Here is a 16715-nt window from a genome sequence, read left to right as displayed (position 1 = left end):
TCGTCTCCTTCTCGTTTGCCGTGCGCTTGCGCCACGTCCGTCTAAGGTGATTCGTCAAACATTATAACAGAAAGTACCGCCCGTTTATCCGTCATGCTTCAGGTTTTTGCCAGAGGAAATACCTCTTTTCGCCCGACAGGTCCGCGCCGCACTCCAGCTCGCTTAGCCCTTCGGCCATCTGCCTCAGGGACTGGACTTGAGAGGCGCCGCCGAACTCGACGGCAAGAAGCCCCCCGGGAACGAGCCGGGAGCGGGCAAAATAGATCAACGGCCCGTACGGAACCAGCCCGTCCGGACCTCCGTCGAGCGCAACCCGCGGCTCCCACTGGGACACTTCGGGCATCAGTCCGTCGACTTGGCCTGATGGCACGTACGGCGGGTTGGAGATGATCAGGTCAAACGGCCCGCCGGGGATATCGTCCGGCGTCCTGCTGTGCCACAGCAGCGCCCGGGACAGAAGCCCCGCTTCTTTGAGGTTTTCCCACGCGCATTTGATGCTCCGAGGGTTGATTTCCGCCATGACGGCCCGGGCCTTGGGCTGCTCGGTCAACAGGGACAGGGCGATGCAGCCCGTCCCGGTTCCCCAGTCGAGGAACGTTCCGGCCTTGAACCGGCTCAGCACAGCCTGGACGAGAAACTCCGTCTCAGGGCGCGGCACCAGACAGCCCGGAAGGACTTTCAGGTTCCGCCCCCAGAACTGGCAGCGGCCGGTGATGTACTGAACCGGCTCCCGGTTCAGCCGCCGGCACAGGGCAGACGAGATGACGCGGGCTTCTTCAGCCCCCACAGGGTCCTGAAGCCGAGCGTGAAGCGCCGTCCGATTCCAGCCGAACAGCCCGCCGAGCAGCGCGTCAGCTTCGACGGCCGGCGACGGAAAGTCGGCAAGCTCTTTGATCAGAGCGCGGCGCCACGCTCCAAGGCTCGATTGGTCGGGAAGCTCAAGCCTCATTCTGCGCCTGAAGTTTAGCCGCCTGATCAGCCATCGTCAGCGCGTCGATCATCTCGTAGATGTCGCCGTCCAGCATGTAGTCCAGCTTGTAAAGCGTCAACCCGATTCGGTGATCTGTAACCCGATTCTGGGGGAAGTTATAGGTGCGGATTCGCTCGGACCGATCTCCTGAGCCGATCATGCCGCGACGGGTGCTGGCCTCTTCGGACTGTTTCTTCTGAAGCTCTAAGTCGTACAGTCTGGCCCGCAGGACCATCATGGCCTTCGCGCGGTTTTTAATCTGGCTGCGCTCGTCCTGACAAGTGACGACGAGCCCCGTGGGCTTGTGGGTGATCCGAACCGCCGAGTCGGTCATGTTGACGTGCTGCCCGCCGGCACCGCTGGAACGGTACGTGTCGATGTCCAGATCTTCGGGCCGGATTTCAATTTCCACGTCCTCAGCCTGAGGCATGACCGCAACCGTGGCGGCCGACGTGTGGATTCGACCTGACGCCTCGGTGGCTGGCACGCGCTGGACCCGGTGCACTCCGCTTTCAAACTTGAGCTTGCTGTAGGCTCCAGCCCCTTTGACTTGGAAGACGATTTCCTTGTAACCGCCGACTTCTGTCTCGTTTTCCTCGACGATCTCTGACCGCCAGCCCTCCCGCTCGACGAACCGGCTGTACATTCGGTACAGGTCGGCAGCAAACAGACTGGCCTCGTCGCCGCCGGTGCCGGCGCGAATTTCCACGATGACGTCCTTCTCGTCGTTCGGGTCCTTCGGCAAAAGCTGACGGTGAAGCTCCGCCTCAATTTCTTCCAGCCGTTTGACCGCGCTGGCCGCCTCTTCTTTTGCCAGTTCGGCCATTTCGGCGTCTTCGCTGTCCTCAAGGCTCTTGGCTTCCGCCAAGCCTGCCTCTACTTGACGGTACTCCTGCCAAAGCTCGACCACCGGCTGGAGATCAGCGTGTTTCTTGCCCAACACGCCCATCTCTTTGACGTTGGACGCCACGGCGGGATCGCCCATCTTCGCCTCGATCTCCCGATATGCCTGTTCTATTTCCGCCAATCGCTTCTGTATCTGCACGGTTAACAATTCCTTTCGTCCGGCGCAAACGTCCGTCCCAGCGCCTCTTCGAGCGCCGCGCGCCCAGCTTCAATCTGCGAGGCGTCAGGCTCGCGGGTTGTAAGATACTGCAGAAACAAAGCAGGCTTCATCACGCAGGCTCCGACGGTGCTTCGGGTTGACCATCGAATGATCTCAAACGACAGGCCGACGACCGCCGGGATCAGCAGGATCCTCATGCCGGTCCGCCAGAGAAAACCGCCCTGCCCGACCAGAGAGAACACGACGATGCTCACCACGACGACGACCATCAAAAACGATGTGCCGCACCGCGGGTGAATGCGGGAACAGCGCCCGATGGTCGAAACGTCCATCGGCAGGCCGCCCTCATAGGCGTTGATCGTCTTGTGCTCCGCGCCGTGGTAGGCCAGCACACGGGCCATATCCTTCCACGCCCCGAGAAGCCCTAAATAAGCGATGAAGACGCCGCCCCTGAAAAGGCCTTCCAGCACGTTCGCGCCCCATACAGGCAGCCCCAGCCACCGAGCGCTCAGTTTGCCCAGAATCATGGGCAACACGACGAATAGCCCGGCGACGGCGGCGAACGCCAAAACGCCGGTGAGAATCAAGTCTTTGGTCGTCAGGTCTTCCTCTTCGCCCAAGGAAATCTCAGTCGACCGAGACAGGCCGTGAAACCCGGCGACGAGCATTTCCACCATGACCAAAAAACCGCGGAGCACAGGCCACTTCTCGGCGCCGCCGAGCTTCACCGGCTTCAGCGGCCAGTGCTCGCGCACCAGTTTGCCCGCCCCATCGCGGACCGCCATGCCCCAGCGGGTGTAGCCTTTCATCATCACGCCTTCAATGACCGCCTGACCGCCCACGGGCATCGGCGCCGGGCGCCCTTCGGAGGTCAGCGCGGCCCCGAGAAGCCCCAAAACGCCGCAGACGGTCCTGCTTGTCACTTTTCGGCCTCCTCGGGCAAATAGCGAATAAGCCACGGCTCCGAAGCGATCAGCTCCTGCGCCATCGCCTTGACCATGGCGCGGATTTCCCACTGCGCGCCCTTGACCCGAACTCGCTTTTCATAAATGTCGAGGAACGACCGAAGGTTCAGCGTGGTGACGAACTGGGTGGTAATGCCCCCCGGAAGGACAAACCGGGCGTCCTCCATCGGAACCCCCAGCGCGCAGAGCCGATCATAGGCGTTCTGAGCATCGGCCATCGCCTGTCGGTAGCATTCCACCGCGGCCTCCGACTCGATCGAACGCGGCGTGACGAAGTCGAACTGTCCGCCCCGATCGCTTCGCTCGGAAACGTACCGCTGGCTTTGAACCGACAGGCTGACGCCAATCCGGTGCCGGCTGTACTGAGCCAGCAGGGTGCGGCTGACGCCGCTCACCGCAAACGTCATCGAGCAATGTTCCAGCGTGCTCAGGTGCTTCTGACTGACAAGAAAGTCGATCAGCTTGAGCATGGCCGACTCGCTCTGATCCTGACAGAAGAGCTCCTGCGGCTCGACCGCGCTGTGACAGGTTCGGCCGGCCGTCCAAATCGTCCGAAGGAAATTCGGCGTTTTATTGATCAGCTGAACTCGCATGACTGCCTCCATTCGGGGAAATATGCTGAAAAATAAAAAATAGAGGGACGCCTAGACCGGCGTCCCTCGAAGGGGCTACTTCGACTCTTCCTTCTGGCCGTAATTGACCCCGGCATATTTCTTGTTGAACTTCTCAAGCCGCCCTGCTTCTGACAGGACGCGGCCCTTCTTGCCGGTGTAAAACGGGTGGCAGGCCGAACAGACACCAACCTTGATTTCGGGCACTGTTGCCCTCGTCTCGAACTGATTCCCGCAGGCACAGGTAACTTTGCACGGACCATAAGCGGGATGGATGTCCTTTTTCATAGGTTACACCTCCAAACGGACAGAGCTAAGAGTTAATGATACCGAGTGAATGTACCATAAAAGAGACCGCCTGACAAGATCGGCTATTTTTGGCTGTAGTTTTTCCCTGATCCCATCATCACCGCCAAGACGTTCAGCGACGGGAAGTTTTCGCAAACGATCTTCAGGATCGCCGCCAGCGGCATCGCAAGAAGCGCCCCCATGACGCCCCACAGCCACCCCCAAAACAGCAGGGAAAGGAGAATCACCACCGGGCTCAGGTTTAGCCGATCGCCCATGACCTTCGGCGTGATGATGTTGCCGATGAGCATTTGAATGGCCAAAAGGGACAGAGCCGTTGCCAGAGGCAGGACGAACCCGGGATAGAACTGAACGACCGCCACAAGGATCGGCGGAATGGACGCGACGATGGACCCGACGGTAGGGATGAAGTTGAGGGCAAACGCCAAAAGTCCCCATGACGCGGCGAACTCAACTTTAAGAAGGCTCAAAGCCATCCACACGCACAGCCCGGTCACGGCGCTGATCAGAGCCATAACCCCCAAGAAGCGACCGATCTGGCTGGAAATGGTCGCCAGCATGCCGACCACCCGGTGAAAGGACTTCTCGTCGGCGAACGCCCGGCGAAGTTTCAGCTCAACGTACGGGCTCCCCACCAAGATGAACATCAGGAAGATAAAAACCATGACCGTTGACGACGAGAGGGAGAATACCGAACCGGACAGCTGCAACAGCCTCAGCCGCAGCTGACTTCCCCAGTCGATGGTGTTCCAGAACGTGGGGGGCACGCTCAGCCTAGAACTCACGTCCTTCACGATGGTCAGCAGCCGCTCGTAGTACATGGGAACGATCTGGATGAACTCGCTCATCCGATCCGAGATGACCGTAACCACGCCGAAGACGATGGCGAAAAGCACTCCGATGACGAGAAAGACGGTCAGCCACATGGGAACCCGATGGGCCGTCAGGAAACGAACCGCCGGCGCGACGACGAACGAGAGAAGCCACGCGATCAGAAGGGGCATAAAAACGTTTTGGGCGACGTTCAGCACCGCCCCGACCGCGATAACCGTCAACAGGCCGACACAGGCGGCAAGAAACTTGATCTCCTTCATAAGATCCCTCCCGTCATAACTGCGCTTTCACGTTCATTATAGCCGAAAACGGCCTCTGAAACGTTCCTAGCCTCTAATTTCTCTTCGCTTTTTCGGCGTGGGAAACCAAAAGACCGACCCCCTTGCCGGACCGTCTTCAAGCCGTCTTCGGGCCGTCTCCCCGACTGAAAAGCGCCAGCAATCCAGCAAGGGAAAAACTTCACGAGAGGCTAAACCTTTCTTCCATACAGTATACGTTATATAATGGCACTGTCCTAAAAACGTTTTAGAGGGGTAGGAATTTTGTATAGCGCTCTTTTTTCACCAGCGAGGGGAGGACGATAACAACATGAGCACTCTCACGTTCAAACGAGGGGTCCATCCGCCAGAAAACAAACTGACGGCCGACTGCCCGATCCGAGATCTTCAGCCGGTGGGGCCGCTCGTTTTTCCGATGTCCCAACATATCGGCGCGCCCTGCAAGCCGACGGTCGCGCCGGGCGACCGAGTTCTCGTAGGACAGGTCATCGGCGAGCCTCAGGGCTTCGTCTCGGCGCCTGTGGTTTCCAGCGTCTCCGGCACGGTCAAAGCCGTCGCCCCGGTGATGACGATTGCGGGGACTGTCTGCCCGGCTGTGACAGTTGACAGTGACGGCCTGTACGAAGAGGCGCCCCTTTCGCCCTGCGGCGATATCGAGTCCCTCGATCCGGCAACAATCCGCGACGTCATCAAGAACACCGGCATCGTCGGCATGGGCGGAGCCGGTTTCCCGACGTTCATCAAGCTGACGCCGCCGAAAGACGCTGTCGTCGACCAGCTGATCATCAACGCGTCAGAGTGCGAACCGTACCTGACCTGCGATTATCGTCTGATCCTTGAAGATCCCCAGCCGATTATGGACGGCATCCGGGCGCTGCTCGTTCTGTTCCCGGAGGCCAAGTTGTCCGTCGGCATTGAGGACAACAAGCCGGAGGCTATTGCGAAGTTCCAGGTCCTCCTTGACGGTTTCGACGAGCGGGCAAGCCTCAAAGTCCTGAAGTCCAAATACCCGCAGGGCGGCGAAAAACAGCTCATCTACGCCATCACCGGACGAAGCGTTCCTCCCGGCAAACTTCCCGCCGACGTTGGGGCGATCGTCTGCAATACCTACACGACCTACGACATCGGATACGCGCTGCGCCACGGCCGGACGAGCCTGAAGCGGATCATCACCGTTTCGGGCGACGCCATCGCCAATCCGGGCAACTACCGCGTACCCCTTGGTATCTCTGTCCGCGAAGTTCTCGACGCCGCGGGCGGCTTTACCGCCGAGCCGATGAAGCTTTTGGCCGGCGGCCCGATGATGGGCATGTCCCTCCACTCCCTTGACGTTCCCGTTGTCAAAGGGACGTCAGGCCTGCTTGCCCTGACGGCTGCGGCCCTCAAGGTTCGCCCTGAGACGCGCTGCATTCGCTGCGGCCGCTGTATTGAAGCCTGCCCGATGGGGCTTCTTCCCTCTGCGCTCGACGCGGTGGTTCGGCTTCAGGACTACAAGGCGTTTCAGGCCAGAGGCGGCATGAACTGCATTGAGTGCGGCGCCTGCACGTACTCCTGCCCGGCTGGGCGGTTCCTTACCCAGACGTGCAAGGAAGGCAAAAAATACGTGGCCGCCATGAACAGAAAGAAGTGACCGCCATGACTGACCCGAGACTTTATCTCAGTTCGTCCCCTCACGTTGGAGCGCCCGACTCGGTCTCTTCCATTATGGGGAACGTCGTTTTGGCACTCGTGCCGTCGATCGTCGCTTCAGTAATCTTTTTCGGCATGCACGCCTTGGCCGTGACCGTCGTCTGCGTCATCACCTGCGTCGCCACAGAAGCGCTCTGCACTCGCCTTTCCGGCCGAGTTCAGACGGTGGGCGACCTGAGCGCCGTCGTCACCGGAATTCTTCTGGCCTTTAACCTGCCGCCTTCCGTGCCCCTGTGGCTCCCGGTCATCGGCGGCGTCTTCGCCATCGGCGTGGTCAAGTTCCTATTCGGCGGCATCGGACAGAACATCGTCAACCCCGCTCTGGCAGCCCGCGCGGCGCTTCTTGCGTCGTGGCCCGCGCTGATGACCCGCTGGACATTGGACGGCGTGTCAACGGCAACGCCGCTCGCCCTGCTGAAGCACGTTCCGGGCGGCGCTCTGCCGTCGTTCTGGAGCCTGTTTGCAGGTCACGTGGGCGGGTGCTTGGGAGAGACGAGCGCTCTTGCCCTTTTAATCGGTGGCGCGTGGCTGCTGTACAAAAAGATCATCTCTTGGCATATCCCGGTCGTGTACTTGGCGACCGTGCTCGTGTTGACGACTCTTCTGGGACGCCACGGATTTTTCACCGGCAATGGGATCTATGAGCTGTTCGCCGGCGGCCTGATGCTGGGCGCCTTTTTCATGGCGACCGACTACACCACGTCCCCGTTCACCAAGAACGGACAGATGATTTTCGCAGCCGGCTGCGGCGTTTTGACGACCGTTATCCGTCTGTACGGCGGCTACACCGAAGGGGTCAGCTATTCGATCCTCATCATGAACCTGTTCACCCCGATGATCGACCGGTTCATGACGCCTCACGTCTTCGGGGAGGTGAAGCACTGATGAACCTCTTGAAGATAAAAAACGAGACGCTGATGCTTTCCGTTAAACTGGGGATTGTCACCGCTCTGGCCGGGCTGCTGCTCGGAGTTGTCTCGACTGTGACCCGGGGACCGATCGCCCGGGAGGAGGCCGCCAGGACTCAGGCGGCCATGAGGGCCGTGCTACCGAAGGCGGACCAATTCGAGGAACACGCCATCCCGGCCGGCTATCCGTTGGTGGTCGCCCTTTCGATGGGCAAGGCTTCGGGAAAAACGATCGGCTGCAACGTAACCGTATCCAGTCAGGGTTACGGCGGGCCGGTGGTTTTCATGGTTGGAATCGACGCTTCAGGCGTGATTCAGGGGCTCAAGGTTCTCTCCCATACCGAGACGCCGGGACTTGGCGCGAACGCTTCAACTCAATGGTTCCAAGACCGATTCAAGAACGCATCTGGGACCGTCGAGATCGTCAAGCAGGCGGCTGAACCGTCTCAGGGCGGTTCTTCGAAGAGCACCGAGGCACAAGCCGTCAGCAGCGCCACCACTACCGCCGCTGGAACCGCGTCGGCCATCGCCAATGAGATTTCCAACTCGGACGACGAAGACTCGGACGCTCCGGCTCCCGCCCCGGCGAACGGCGCCGGTGGAACGACCAAAGTACAGGCCATCACAGGCGCCACGATTACTTCCCGAGCCGTCGCCCGGGGAGTCAATGAGGCGTTGAAGATGTTCAGAGAACAGCTGAAAGGAGAGATGAGCCAGTGAACGTTTTAATGGAGCGGCTGAAAAGCGGAATCCTCCTCCAAAACCCGATTTTCGTCCAGATTATCGGCATGTGCCCGTCACTGGCCGTCACGAGCAGCGTGGCCAACGGCCTCGGGCTCGGCGTCGCCTCGACGCTCGTCCTGTTAGGGTCAAACGTGGCTATTTCCAGCATTAAGAACTTCGTCCCGGACAAAATCCGTATCCCCTGCTTCATCATCGTCATCGCCACTTTCGTCACGGTCATTCAGATGCTGATGAAGGGGTACTTCCCCGCGCTGAACGCCTCTTTGGGCGTGTTCGTGCCGTTGATCGTCGTGAACTGTATCATCTTGGCCCGCGCCGAAGCCTACGCGTCGAAGAACTCGGTTCTCCACTCCCTCTGGGATGGACTTGGCTTTGGGCTGGGCTTTACCGTCGCACTGCTGATCATCAGCGCGATCCGCGAGATGTTCGGTAATGGCACTCTGCTGGGGTGGTCCGTGTTCCCTCAGGGCTTCCAGCCGGCGCTGCTGCTCGTTCTGGCGCCCGGCGCGTTCTTGGTGATCGGCCTCATCATGGCCGTCATCAGCTGGAACAACCTCCGGCTGCGCCGAGTCAACCGGCGGATCACGAATCCGTCCGGCTGCGCGCATTAAGGGGGCGTGACGAATGTCTGCCTTGTTTTTGATTTTCATCGACGCGCTGCTGGTTCATAACATCGTCCTGAGCCAGTTCCTTGGCATCTGCAGCTTCTTGGGCGTTTCCACGTCGATCGCGACGGCCTTCGGCATGGGAGCCGCCGTCGTGTTCGTCATGATGCTGGCGTCGGCTGCCTCGTGGCTGCTCTACACGCTCGTTCTCGTCCCGACTGGTCTGGAATACTTGAACACGCTGGGGTTCATTCTGGTCATCGCCGCGTTGGTTCAGTTCGTTGAGATGGTCATCAAGAAGAAGTGGCAGGGGCTGTACTTTGCTCTGGGTATCTACCTTCCGCTGATCACGACCAACTGCGCCGTTCTTGGCATTGCGCTGACGAACGTCGCCCGGCACTACTCGTTCGCCCAGACGATGGTCAACGCGTTCGGCGCGGCCTGCGGCTATCTGCTGGCCATCTGCCTGATGGCTGGGATCCGCGAACGGCTGGCGAACAACCCGGATATGCCTGAGTTCATGCGCGGCCTGCCGATTAACCTCGTGACGGCGTCACTCATGTCCATAGCCTTTCTGGGCTTCAGCGGCATGATCTAGGGGGTGCGGCTATGTCTATACTTGGACCTATTCTGATTCTTGGCATTATCGGCGCCGTTCTTGGCCTGCTTCTCGGCTTCTCCGCCAAGAAATTTGCCGTCACGGAAGACGCCCGCGTGTCGTTGGTTCGCGAGGTTCTGCCCGGCGCGAACTGCGGCGGCTGCGGTTTCTCAGGCTGTGACGCTTACGCTCGGGCCGTCGTCAGCGGCGCGCCGCTCAACAAGTGCGGCCCCGGCGGCGCGGCCTGCGCGGCGAAAATCGCCGCCATTCTCGGCCGCGCAGCTGACGCCTCCGAGCCGATGGTCGCTTGGGTGGCCTGCCGGGGCACCAGCTCGGCGGCAGTCGACTGGTCGGGGTACATGGGCATTATGGACTGCCGATCGGCCAGCGTTATCCCCGGCGGCGGATCCAAGGCCTGCCAGTCGGGCTGCTTGGGCTTTGGAACCTGCGTCAAGGCGTGCAAGTTTAACGCGCTCCATCTGGCCGACGGCATCGCAAAAGTCGACGACGATGCCTGTGTCGGCTGCCGGGCCTGCGTGGAAGCCTGCCCTCGGGGGCTCATCACCATGATCCCCAAGAACTCGCTGGTGCGCATCGCCTGCAACAACCCCAACAAGGGACCAGCGGTCAAGGCCGTCTGCTCTGTGGGCTGCATCGGCTGCTCCATCTGCGCCAAGCTGTCGCCTGACGGCGCCATCGCGATGGACGGCAACCTGCCCCGGGTCATTAACGCCCACAGCGAGGGCTGCGCCGCCTCGGTCGGCAAATGCCCCACCGGCGCGATCGTCGGCTTCGGACCCAACGTCCCAGCCCCTAAGCCAGAGAAGAAAAAAGAGGCGACGCCGGCTTAACTCAAAGCTGGCCGAGCCTGCAACACACAAACGACAGGAGGCACGAAACGCGCGCGCGTTTCGTGCCTCCTGTTTTTTAATCAGCTGCCGTGAACCGCGACGACCGCCGGGGCAAAGATCTTTTCAAGGCTTTGCCGGTTCAGGTTCGTCCCGATGACAACCGCCCGAGGCTCCGGGGCCGCTTCGCAAGTCTCGATGGAGAACGTCCCGCCGGCCACCTCAAACCGGGTCGGCTGTCCCTGAACGGTTAAAACGCCCTTCGCCCGAACGACTCGGCCGCATTGACCCGACAGCAGGCTTTCCACCCACCCCATGACCTTCTCGATCGCGTCGGCCTCAAGGCCGAGAAACGCGACTGATTCCAGCGCCGGGACGCCGGCCGGAGGAAGAGGGATCTCCACCTGCCCCAGCGGGCGATGAAGGAGCCCGCCCCACCACGATGACGGCTGGGCGCGGTAATCGTCAATCACCTCAGCGGACGGGTTCAGCTGAGCCAGCCATTTTTTCAGGCTCTCCATATCTCGGCCTTCCGCTCGATCGGTCTTCGTGATGAGAATTGACGCAGCAGTCTGCACCTGATCGGTCACGTACTGGCCGTACTCGTCCATGAGGCCCCGCCACGCCGGCGCGTCCACCAGCGCCACAGGGGCCAGCAGTTGGATCTGACTGTAGGCTATTTTTTTCAGGTTGGCTGTGATCGACGAGAGCAGCCCGACGCCGCTGGGCTCCACGATCAGGAACTCGGGCGCAAGCGTATTGGCGATCGTCAGCACCGACGCGGCGAAGTTCCCTTTCATCGAACAGCAAATACAGCCTTCTGCCAGCTCCCAAACGTCCAACTTTTGCTCCCGCAGGGCTTCTCCATCCAAGCCGACTTGTCCGTACTCGTTCTCAAGAATGACAAGTTCCGCGAATGAAGTTCGCTTCACCAGCTCTTTGATAAACGTCGTTTTCCCCGCCCCAAGAAAACCGGATACCACGAGAACCTTCACCCGCGTCACGCTCCTTTTGCAAATTGGGCCGAGGCTTCTGCCTCGGCCCAGAGTGTTTTAACTTTACAGGACGACAACCGGCTTGATGAGGTCGTCAGGCTTGGCCTTCATCAGCATCAACGCGTCTTCGACGTGCTTGAATCCCTCGAACCGATGCGTGAGGAGCTTGCTCACGTCAAGACGGCCGGACGAGACGAGCAGCCCGAGCTTTTCCATGCGCAGCCGTCCGCCGGGCATCAGGCCGCCGGCGATGACCTTGTGTCCCATGCCGACGCCCCACTCGACGCGCGGCACCTTGACGAACTCGCCCGAGCCCAGATAGTTGACGTTGCCGATCTTTCCACCCGGCTTCAGGCATTTCACGGCCGGGGCGAAGCTGTCCACTGTGCCGCCGGCGATGATGACTTTGTCGACGCCCTTGCCCTTGGTCAGGTCAAGAACCTGTTGGTCGATCGGGCCGTCCTTGTAGCTCACGAAATCGCTTGCGCCGTAGAACTTGGCGGCTTCAACGCAGGCTTTTCTCGTGCCGACGGCGATGATCCGGCCAGCGCCGCGGAGCGCCGTCCCGGCAACCGACATGAGCCCGACCGGGCCGATGCCGATGACGAGAACCGTGTCGCCGTACTGAACGTCCGCCAGCTCAGCGCCGTGGAACCCTGTAGGAACCATGTCGGACAGCATGGTAGCGTCCGCCGGGCTGACGCCCTCGGGAAGCAACGCCAAGTTGCCGTCAGCGTCGTTCACATGAAAGAACTCGCCGAACACGCCGTCTTTGAAGTTGGAGAACTTCCAGCCGGCTAGCATGCCGCCCGAGTGCATGGAAAAGCCCGCCTGAGCTTCGAGGGAGTTCCAGTCCGGCGTGATTGCCGGGACGAGGACCTTGTCGCCAGGCTTGAAGTCCTTGACCAACGAGCCGACCTCAACCACCTCGCCGCAACACTCGTGTCCCAGAATCATGTTGTGCCGGTCGCCAATAGCGCCTTCCCAAACGGTGTGCACGTCAGACGTGCAGGGAGCAAGGGCGAGCGGGCGGCAGATCGCGTCCATCGGACCGGGAACCGGCCGTTCTTTCTCAATCCAGCCAACCTGTCCGATCTTGAGCATTGCAAATCCTTTCATGTTATCCCTCCCAAAATGCCGAAGTATGGTGCTGATCCTTACCCCTTGAACCAGCGACTTTATTTTATCATCCCCCCCCTCCCTGACAAGACTTCGTTACTTTTCCAAAAAAATTTTCAGCATAAGTATTTAATCGAGTTCGTTTTCTAAAAGAGAACCCGCCTCAGCTTTCCCATGCCGTCCAAACGCGTTTCCGGGAAAAGTTTCTCCCCACGGCATAGCGATTCCTAGGCCAAGAAAAATTTGCTGAAAACAACAAAAAGCGCCAATACATTCAAAGATGACAAAAATACCAAATCTGATTTTAATATCCTAAAATATCATTGACATTTAAATAGATAGGACGATAATGTTAATCATAAAATCCCCTTTGGAGGTGCTCGACATGGCGGAAGAGTTACTGTATGAGGGCAAGGCAAAGAAGATTTTTTCGACCGATGATCCGAACGTTCTGCTGGTTCAGTACAAGGATTCGCTGACGGCGTTCAACGCGAAGAAACGCGACGAGAAGGCGGGCAAGGGACACCTGAACAACGTCATCAGCAGCTGGATCTTCACGTGGCTGGCCAAAAAGGGCGTGGAGAGTCACTTCATCAAGCAGGTTGACGAGACTCACCAGCTGATCCGCAAGGTGGAGATCATCCCGTTGGAGACGATCGTGCGAAACGTGACGACCGGTTCGCTGTGCCGCCGGCTGGGCGTCGAAGAGGGAAAGAAGCTTTCCCGCCCCATCATCGAGTTCTCATACAAGAGCGACGCGTTGGACGACCCGCTGATCAACGACGATCACGCGATCGTTCTGGGCTGGGCGACCGAAGAAGAAGTGGCGACGATCAAGTCGATCGCCCTGAAGGTGAACAAACTTTTAACCGAGCTGTTCGCGTCCGTCGGCGTGCTGCTCGTCGACTTCAAATTGGAGTTTGGCCGGGACGAGAAAGGCCGCGTGCTTCTGGCCGACGAGATTTCCCCTGACACCTGCCGGTTCTGGGACTCGAAGACCCACGACCATTTGGACAAGGACCGGTTCCGCAAGGACTTGGGCGACGTGCTGGGCGCGTACGAGGAGATCTGGCGGCGTCTGAGCGCCCGGGGGATGGACGCATGACGTTCGACGTCAAGCTGCTTGTTTTCCTCAAGGACGGCATTCTGGACACTCAGGGCAAGGCCGTTGCCGGCTCGCTGAAGCGGCTGGGCTTTGACGCGGTGAAAGACGTCCGGGTCGGCAAGTATATCAGGCTGTCCCTGCAGGCCGACGATCAGGCGGCTGCCGAGAAGGCGGTAGCCCAGATGTGTTCAGACCTTCTGGTCAACGACATCATTGAGGACTGGTCGGCCGAGTACGAGGAGGGGCGGCGGTGAGAAGCGCCGTTGCGATTTTTCCCGGAAGCAACTGCGATACGGACGTCATTAAGGCGCTTCACCAGGTAACCGGCGGCCCTGTGGTCACCGCGTGGCACGGCCAAAGCGAACTGCCCGAGACGGACCTCGTCGTCCTGCCGGGCGGCTTTTCCTACGGGGACTATCTACGGTGCGGCGCTGTGGCCGCCCACTCTCCGCTGATGAACTCGATCAAGGACTTTGCGGCCCGCGGCGGCCTCGTGCTTGGCATATGCAACGGGTTTCAGATGCTGACCGAGACGCGCCTGTTGCCCGGCGCCCTGTTGCAAAACGAGTGCATTCACTTCGTCTGCAAGCCCGTGACGCTGCGGGTGGAGCGGACTGACACGCCCTACACTGGACACTTTTCCGCCGGTCAGGTCATCACGATCCCAATCGCCCACAACGAGGGGCGGTTCACGATCGCTCCAGACGAGCTGAAACGCCTGAACGAACGGCGCGGCGTGGTCCTTCGGTACTGCACGGCCGCCGGGGAGACGACCGAAGAGAGCAACCCGAACGGCGCGACGGAAAACATCGCCGGGATCGTCAACGAAGCCGGCAACGTCTTCGGGCTGATGCCTCATCCGGAACGTTTCACCGATAGTCTCTTGGGCGGCGACGACGGCCGGAGATTCTGGACGTCGATCGAAAGCTGGCTTGAACGGAGGGGCTCGAATGAACTACGCTGACGTGGGACTTCGGCAGAGCGAATACGACGATCTGTGCCGAAGGCTTGGCCGAGAACCCAACGATCTGGAGCTGCGGATTATGGGCGTCATGTGGTCGGAACACTGCAGCTACAAGTCGACCCGCCCGCTGCTCAAGACCCTGCCGGTCACCGGGCCCAAGGTCGTCATGGGGCCGGGAGAAAACGCCGGCGTGATCGACGGCGGCGACGGCTGGGGAATCGCTTTCAAAGTAGAAAGCCACAACCACCCGTCGGCCGTGGCGCCGTTGCAGGGCGCGGCGACCGGCGTGGGCGGCATTATTCGGGACGTTTTAGCCATGGGGGCTCGGCCAGTGGCGTCGCTCGACGGCCTGTTCTTCGGCTCGCCCGAGTCGTCGGTCCACGATGGGGTTGTCAAGGGCGTCGGAAGCTACGGCAACTGTATCGGCGTTCCGACGATCGGCGGCATGACGGCGTATGACCCGTGCTACGAGGGCAACCCGCTGGTAAACGCCATGAACATCGGCGTCGTGAAGCTGTCCAGCTTGGTGAGCTCCCAGAAAGCCCGTCCGGGCCAGTCGGTGGTCCTGCTGGGCTCCCGCACGGGCCGAGACGGAATCGCCGGCGCGGCGTTCGCTTCAGCAGAGCTCAAGGACGACAGCGCGTCGAGCCGCCCGTCCATTCAGATCGGCGACCCGTTCGAGGAAAAACTCTTGGTCGAGGCGTGTCTTGAGATGAGAGACGCCGGTCTTTTCGTGTCCGTTCAGGACATGGGCGCGGCGGGCATTCTGTCGTCGTCGTCCGAAGTGGCCGCAAAGAGCGGCGTGGGCATGACGGTGGACTTCAGCGCCGTGCCGCTCCGCAGCCCCGACATGGAGCCGTGGGAAATCGCCCTGTCGGAGACTCAGGAGCGCATGCTGCTCGTCGTTGAAGACGACAAGCTGGACGACGTGTTCGCCATCGCGTCAAGGTGGGGCCTTGGCGCGGCGGTCATCGGCCGCACCGAGGAAGGCGACTCGTACCGGATCCTGTGGAATGGCCATGTCGTCGCCGACGTTCCGGCCTCGACGATCGGCAGCGACTGCCCGGTCATCGACTGGCCGGCAGAGCGGCCGGACTTGGAAAGCCGCTGGCAGAGCCGCGAGTTTTCAATCCCATCGGGCGCCGAAGCCCTTTTAGCCCTCCTAGCCGATCCGGCCGTCCGTTCCCGGGACGCGATTTACGTCCAGTACGACTCGATGGTCCAGACCAACACGGTCGTCGGCCCCGGCTCGCCCGTCTCGGTCTTCCGGATTGAAGGGACCGACCGGCTCGCGGCCGTCTCGATGGAAGCCGACCCGTGGGCGTGCTGGCTCGACCCTCAGCGGGGAACCGAACGGCTGACCGCCAAGAGCTGCCGCGACTTGGCCGTTGCCGGCGCGGAGCCTGCCGGTCTGACCAACTGTCTGAACTTCCCCTCGCCGGAGAAGCCGGAGAACTTCTGGACCCTGTCCGAGTGCGTCCGCGGTCTGGGGAACGCCTGCCGCGAGCTGAACTGCCCGGTCGTATCGGGCAACGTGAGCCTGTACAACGAGACGAGCCGGGGCGGGATTCTGCCAACGCCGCTGGTCGGGACCGTCGGCCTGATTCCCGACGCCTGCGGCCTGCTCCGCAGCGGCCGGTGGCAGGAAGGCGACGTTATTTTCCTCGCCGGCTGGTTGAACGGAACCCTTGCCGGCTCGCTGGCCCAGCGAATTTGGGGCGAAGGCCCCGCCGGCCGGCCCGAAGCGGTCGACTTCGGCCGGGAGCGGACGTTCGATCGATCTGCCAGAGCGGCCGCCCGCAGCGGTCTGGCTCACAGCGGCAGGGCTCTGTCCCGCGGCGGATTGGCCGTCGCCTTGGCCAAGGAGTCCGCGGCCAGCGCCGTCGGCGCGTGGCTGAACGCCGGCAGTCTGAGCGAGCCTCAGCTGTACGGCGAAGGTGCCTGCGCCGCCGTTTACGCCGTGTCGGCCGAGAACGCCGAGGCGTTTGCCGCCCTGTGGGGCGACGTTCCGCTGGCTCTCCTTGGGACGGCGGGCGGAAAAACGCTCTCCCTGTCGGGCGCTTTCCACGTCCCGACCGAGACGCTGCGCCGAAGCTGGGAAGCGTAG

The 16715-nt window shown here is 61.0% G+C and carries 18 protein-coding genes; 10 read left to right on the top strand and 8 right to left on the bottom strand.

Annotated elements, in window-relative coordinates; all coding sequences use genetic code 11:
• Nucleotides 1-91 precede the first annotated feature (91 nt).
• The 6 genes from prmC to HMPREF1249_RS02020 form a co-directional block, all read right to left on the bottom strand.
• Complete coding sequence (gene prmC / locus HMPREF1249_RS02045) at nt 92-949, bottom strand: peptide chain release factor N(5)-glutamine methyltransferase (protein WP_008521735.1); 858 nt, start codon at nt 947-949, stop codon at nt 92-94.
• Nucleotides 939-2015: a peptide chain release factor 1 gene (gene prfA / locus HMPREF1249_RS02040; RefSeq protein ID WP_008523241.1), complete on the bottom strand. Its 1077-nt coding sequence runs from the start codon at nt 2013-2015 to the stop codon at nt 939-941. The genes prmC and prfA overlap by 11 nt, the downstream gene beginning before the upstream one ends.
• Before the next feature lie 2 nt (nt 2016-2017).
• Nucleotides 2018-2959, bottom strand: a complete 942-nt coding sequence (locus tag HMPREF1249_RS02035) for a DUF1385 domain-containing protein (protein ID WP_008523242.1) — start codon at nt 2957-2959, stop codon at nt 2018-2020.
• A complete protein-coding gene (gene thyX / locus HMPREF1249_RS02030; RefSeq protein ID WP_008523243.1) occupies nt 2956-3594 on the bottom strand; it encodes an FAD-dependent thymidylate synthase in 639 nt (212 codons plus the stop codon). The genes HMPREF1249_RS02035 and thyX overlap by 4 nt, the downstream gene beginning before the upstream one ends.
• A gap of 75 nt (nt 3595-3669) precedes the next feature.
• A complete protein-coding gene (gene rpmE, locus HMPREF1249_RS02025) occupies nt 3670-3900 on the bottom strand; it encodes a 50S ribosomal protein L31 (RefSeq protein ID WP_008521739.1) in 231 nt (76 codons plus the stop codon).
• Nucleotides 3901-3983: 83 nt separating this feature from the next.
• Nucleotides 3984-5015: an AI-2E family transporter gene (locus HMPREF1249_RS02020; protein ID WP_008521740.1), complete on the bottom strand. Its 1032-nt coding sequence runs from the start codon at nt 5013-5015 to the stop codon at nt 3984-3986.
• Between the two features lie 328 nt (nt 5016-5343).
• Here HMPREF1249_RS02020 and rsxC point away from each other — a divergent pair, with 328 nt between their 5' ends.
• Genes rsxC through HMPREF1249_RS01990 form a run of 6 tightly spaced genes read left to right on the top strand, consistent with a single transcriptional unit; the run spans nt 5344 to nt 10428 of the window.
• Nucleotides 5344-6663, top strand: a complete 1320-nt coding sequence (gene rsxC / locus HMPREF1249_RS02015; RefSeq protein ID WP_008523244.1) for an electron transport complex subunit RsxC — start codon at nt 5344-5346, stop codon at nt 6661-6663.
• Nucleotides 6664-6668: 5 nt separating this feature from the next.
• Nucleotides 6669-7607 (top strand): RnfABCDGE type electron transport complex subunit D, encoded by a 939-nt coding sequence (locus HMPREF1249_RS02010; protein WP_008523245.1) that lies wholly within the window; start codon nt 6669-6671, stop codon nt 7605-7607.
• Complete coding sequence (locus tag HMPREF1249_RS02005) at nt 7607-8350, top strand: FMN-binding protein (protein ID WP_008521744.1); 744 nt, start codon at nt 7607-7609, stop codon at nt 8348-8350. The genes HMPREF1249_RS02010 and HMPREF1249_RS02005 overlap by 1 nt, the downstream gene beginning before the upstream one ends.
• A complete protein-coding gene (gene rsxE / locus HMPREF1249_RS02000) occupies nt 8347-8985 on the top strand; it encodes an electron transport complex subunit RsxE (protein WP_008523248.1) in 639 nt (212 codons plus the stop codon). Before HMPREF1249_RS02005 ends, rsxE begins: the two co-directional genes overlap by 4 nt.
• A gap of 13 nt (nt 8986-8998) precedes the next feature.
• Nucleotides 8999-9577, top strand: coding sequence for an electron transport complex protein RnfA (locus HMPREF1249_RS01995; RefSeq protein WP_021775789.1), 579 nt, complete (start codon nt 8999-9001; stop codon nt 9575-9577).
• 11 nt (nt 9578-9588) lie between these two features.
• Nucleotides 9589-10428 carry an RnfABCDGE type electron transport complex subunit B gene (locus HMPREF1249_RS01990; RefSeq protein ID WP_021775768.1) on the top strand — a complete coding sequence of 280 codons (840 nt, stop codon included), beginning with the start codon at nt 9589-9591 and terminating at the stop codon, nt 10426-10428.
• Between the two features lie 80 nt (nt 10429-10508).
• On the opposite strand, the gene HMPREF1249_RS01985 is transcribed toward HMPREF1249_RS01990, so the two are convergent.
• Nucleotides 10509-11420, bottom strand: a complete 912-nt coding sequence (locus HMPREF1249_RS01985; protein WP_021775780.1) for a CobW family GTP-binding protein — start codon at nt 11418-11420, stop codon at nt 10509-10511.
• Between the two features lie 63 nt (nt 11421-11483).
• Nucleotides 11484-12539, bottom strand: coding sequence for an NAD(P)-dependent alcohol dehydrogenase (locus HMPREF1249_RS01980; protein ID WP_008521749.1), 1056 nt, complete (start codon nt 12537-12539; stop codon nt 11484-11486).
• Nucleotides 12540-12924: 385 nt separating this feature from the next.
• Here HMPREF1249_RS01980 and purC point away from each other — a divergent pair, with 385 nt between their 5' ends.
• From purC to purL, 4 genes are read left to right on the top strand one after another with little or no spacing between them, the layout of a single operon-like run.
• Complete coding sequence (gene purC / locus HMPREF1249_RS01975) at nt 12925-13644, top strand: phosphoribosylaminoimidazolesuccinocarboxamide synthase (protein WP_021775769.1); 720 nt, start codon at nt 12925-12927, stop codon at nt 13642-13644.
• On the top strand, nt 13641-13898 hold the full coding sequence (gene purS, locus HMPREF1249_RS01970) for a phosphoribosylformylglycinamidine synthase subunit PurS (protein WP_008521751.1): 258 nt from the start codon (nt 13641-13643) through the stop codon (nt 13896-13898). Before purC ends, purS begins: the two co-directional genes overlap by 4 nt.
• Nucleotides 13895-14608: a phosphoribosylformylglycinamidine synthase subunit PurQ gene (gene purQ, locus HMPREF1249_RS01965; protein ID WP_008521752.1), complete on the top strand. Its 714-nt coding sequence runs from the start codon at nt 13895-13897 to the stop codon at nt 14606-14608. Before purS ends, purQ begins: the two co-directional genes overlap by 4 nt.
• The gene (purL, locus tag HMPREF1249_RS01960) at nt 14595-16715 is read left to right on the top strand and encodes a phosphoribosylformylglycinamidine synthase subunit PurL (protein ID WP_008521753.1); all 2121 of its coding nucleotides are present in this window, start codon (nt 14595-14597) and stop codon (nt 16713-16715) included. Before purQ ends, purL begins: the two co-directional genes overlap by 14 nt.

It is taken from the genome of Jonquetella sp. BV3C21, assembly GCF_000468895.1.
In the GTDB taxonomy this organism is placed as follows: Bacteria; Synergistota; Synergistia; order Synergistales; family Dethiosulfovibrionaceae; genus Jonquetella; species Jonquetella anthropi.
This window is presented reverse-complemented; position numbering and strand designations above follow the sequence as displayed.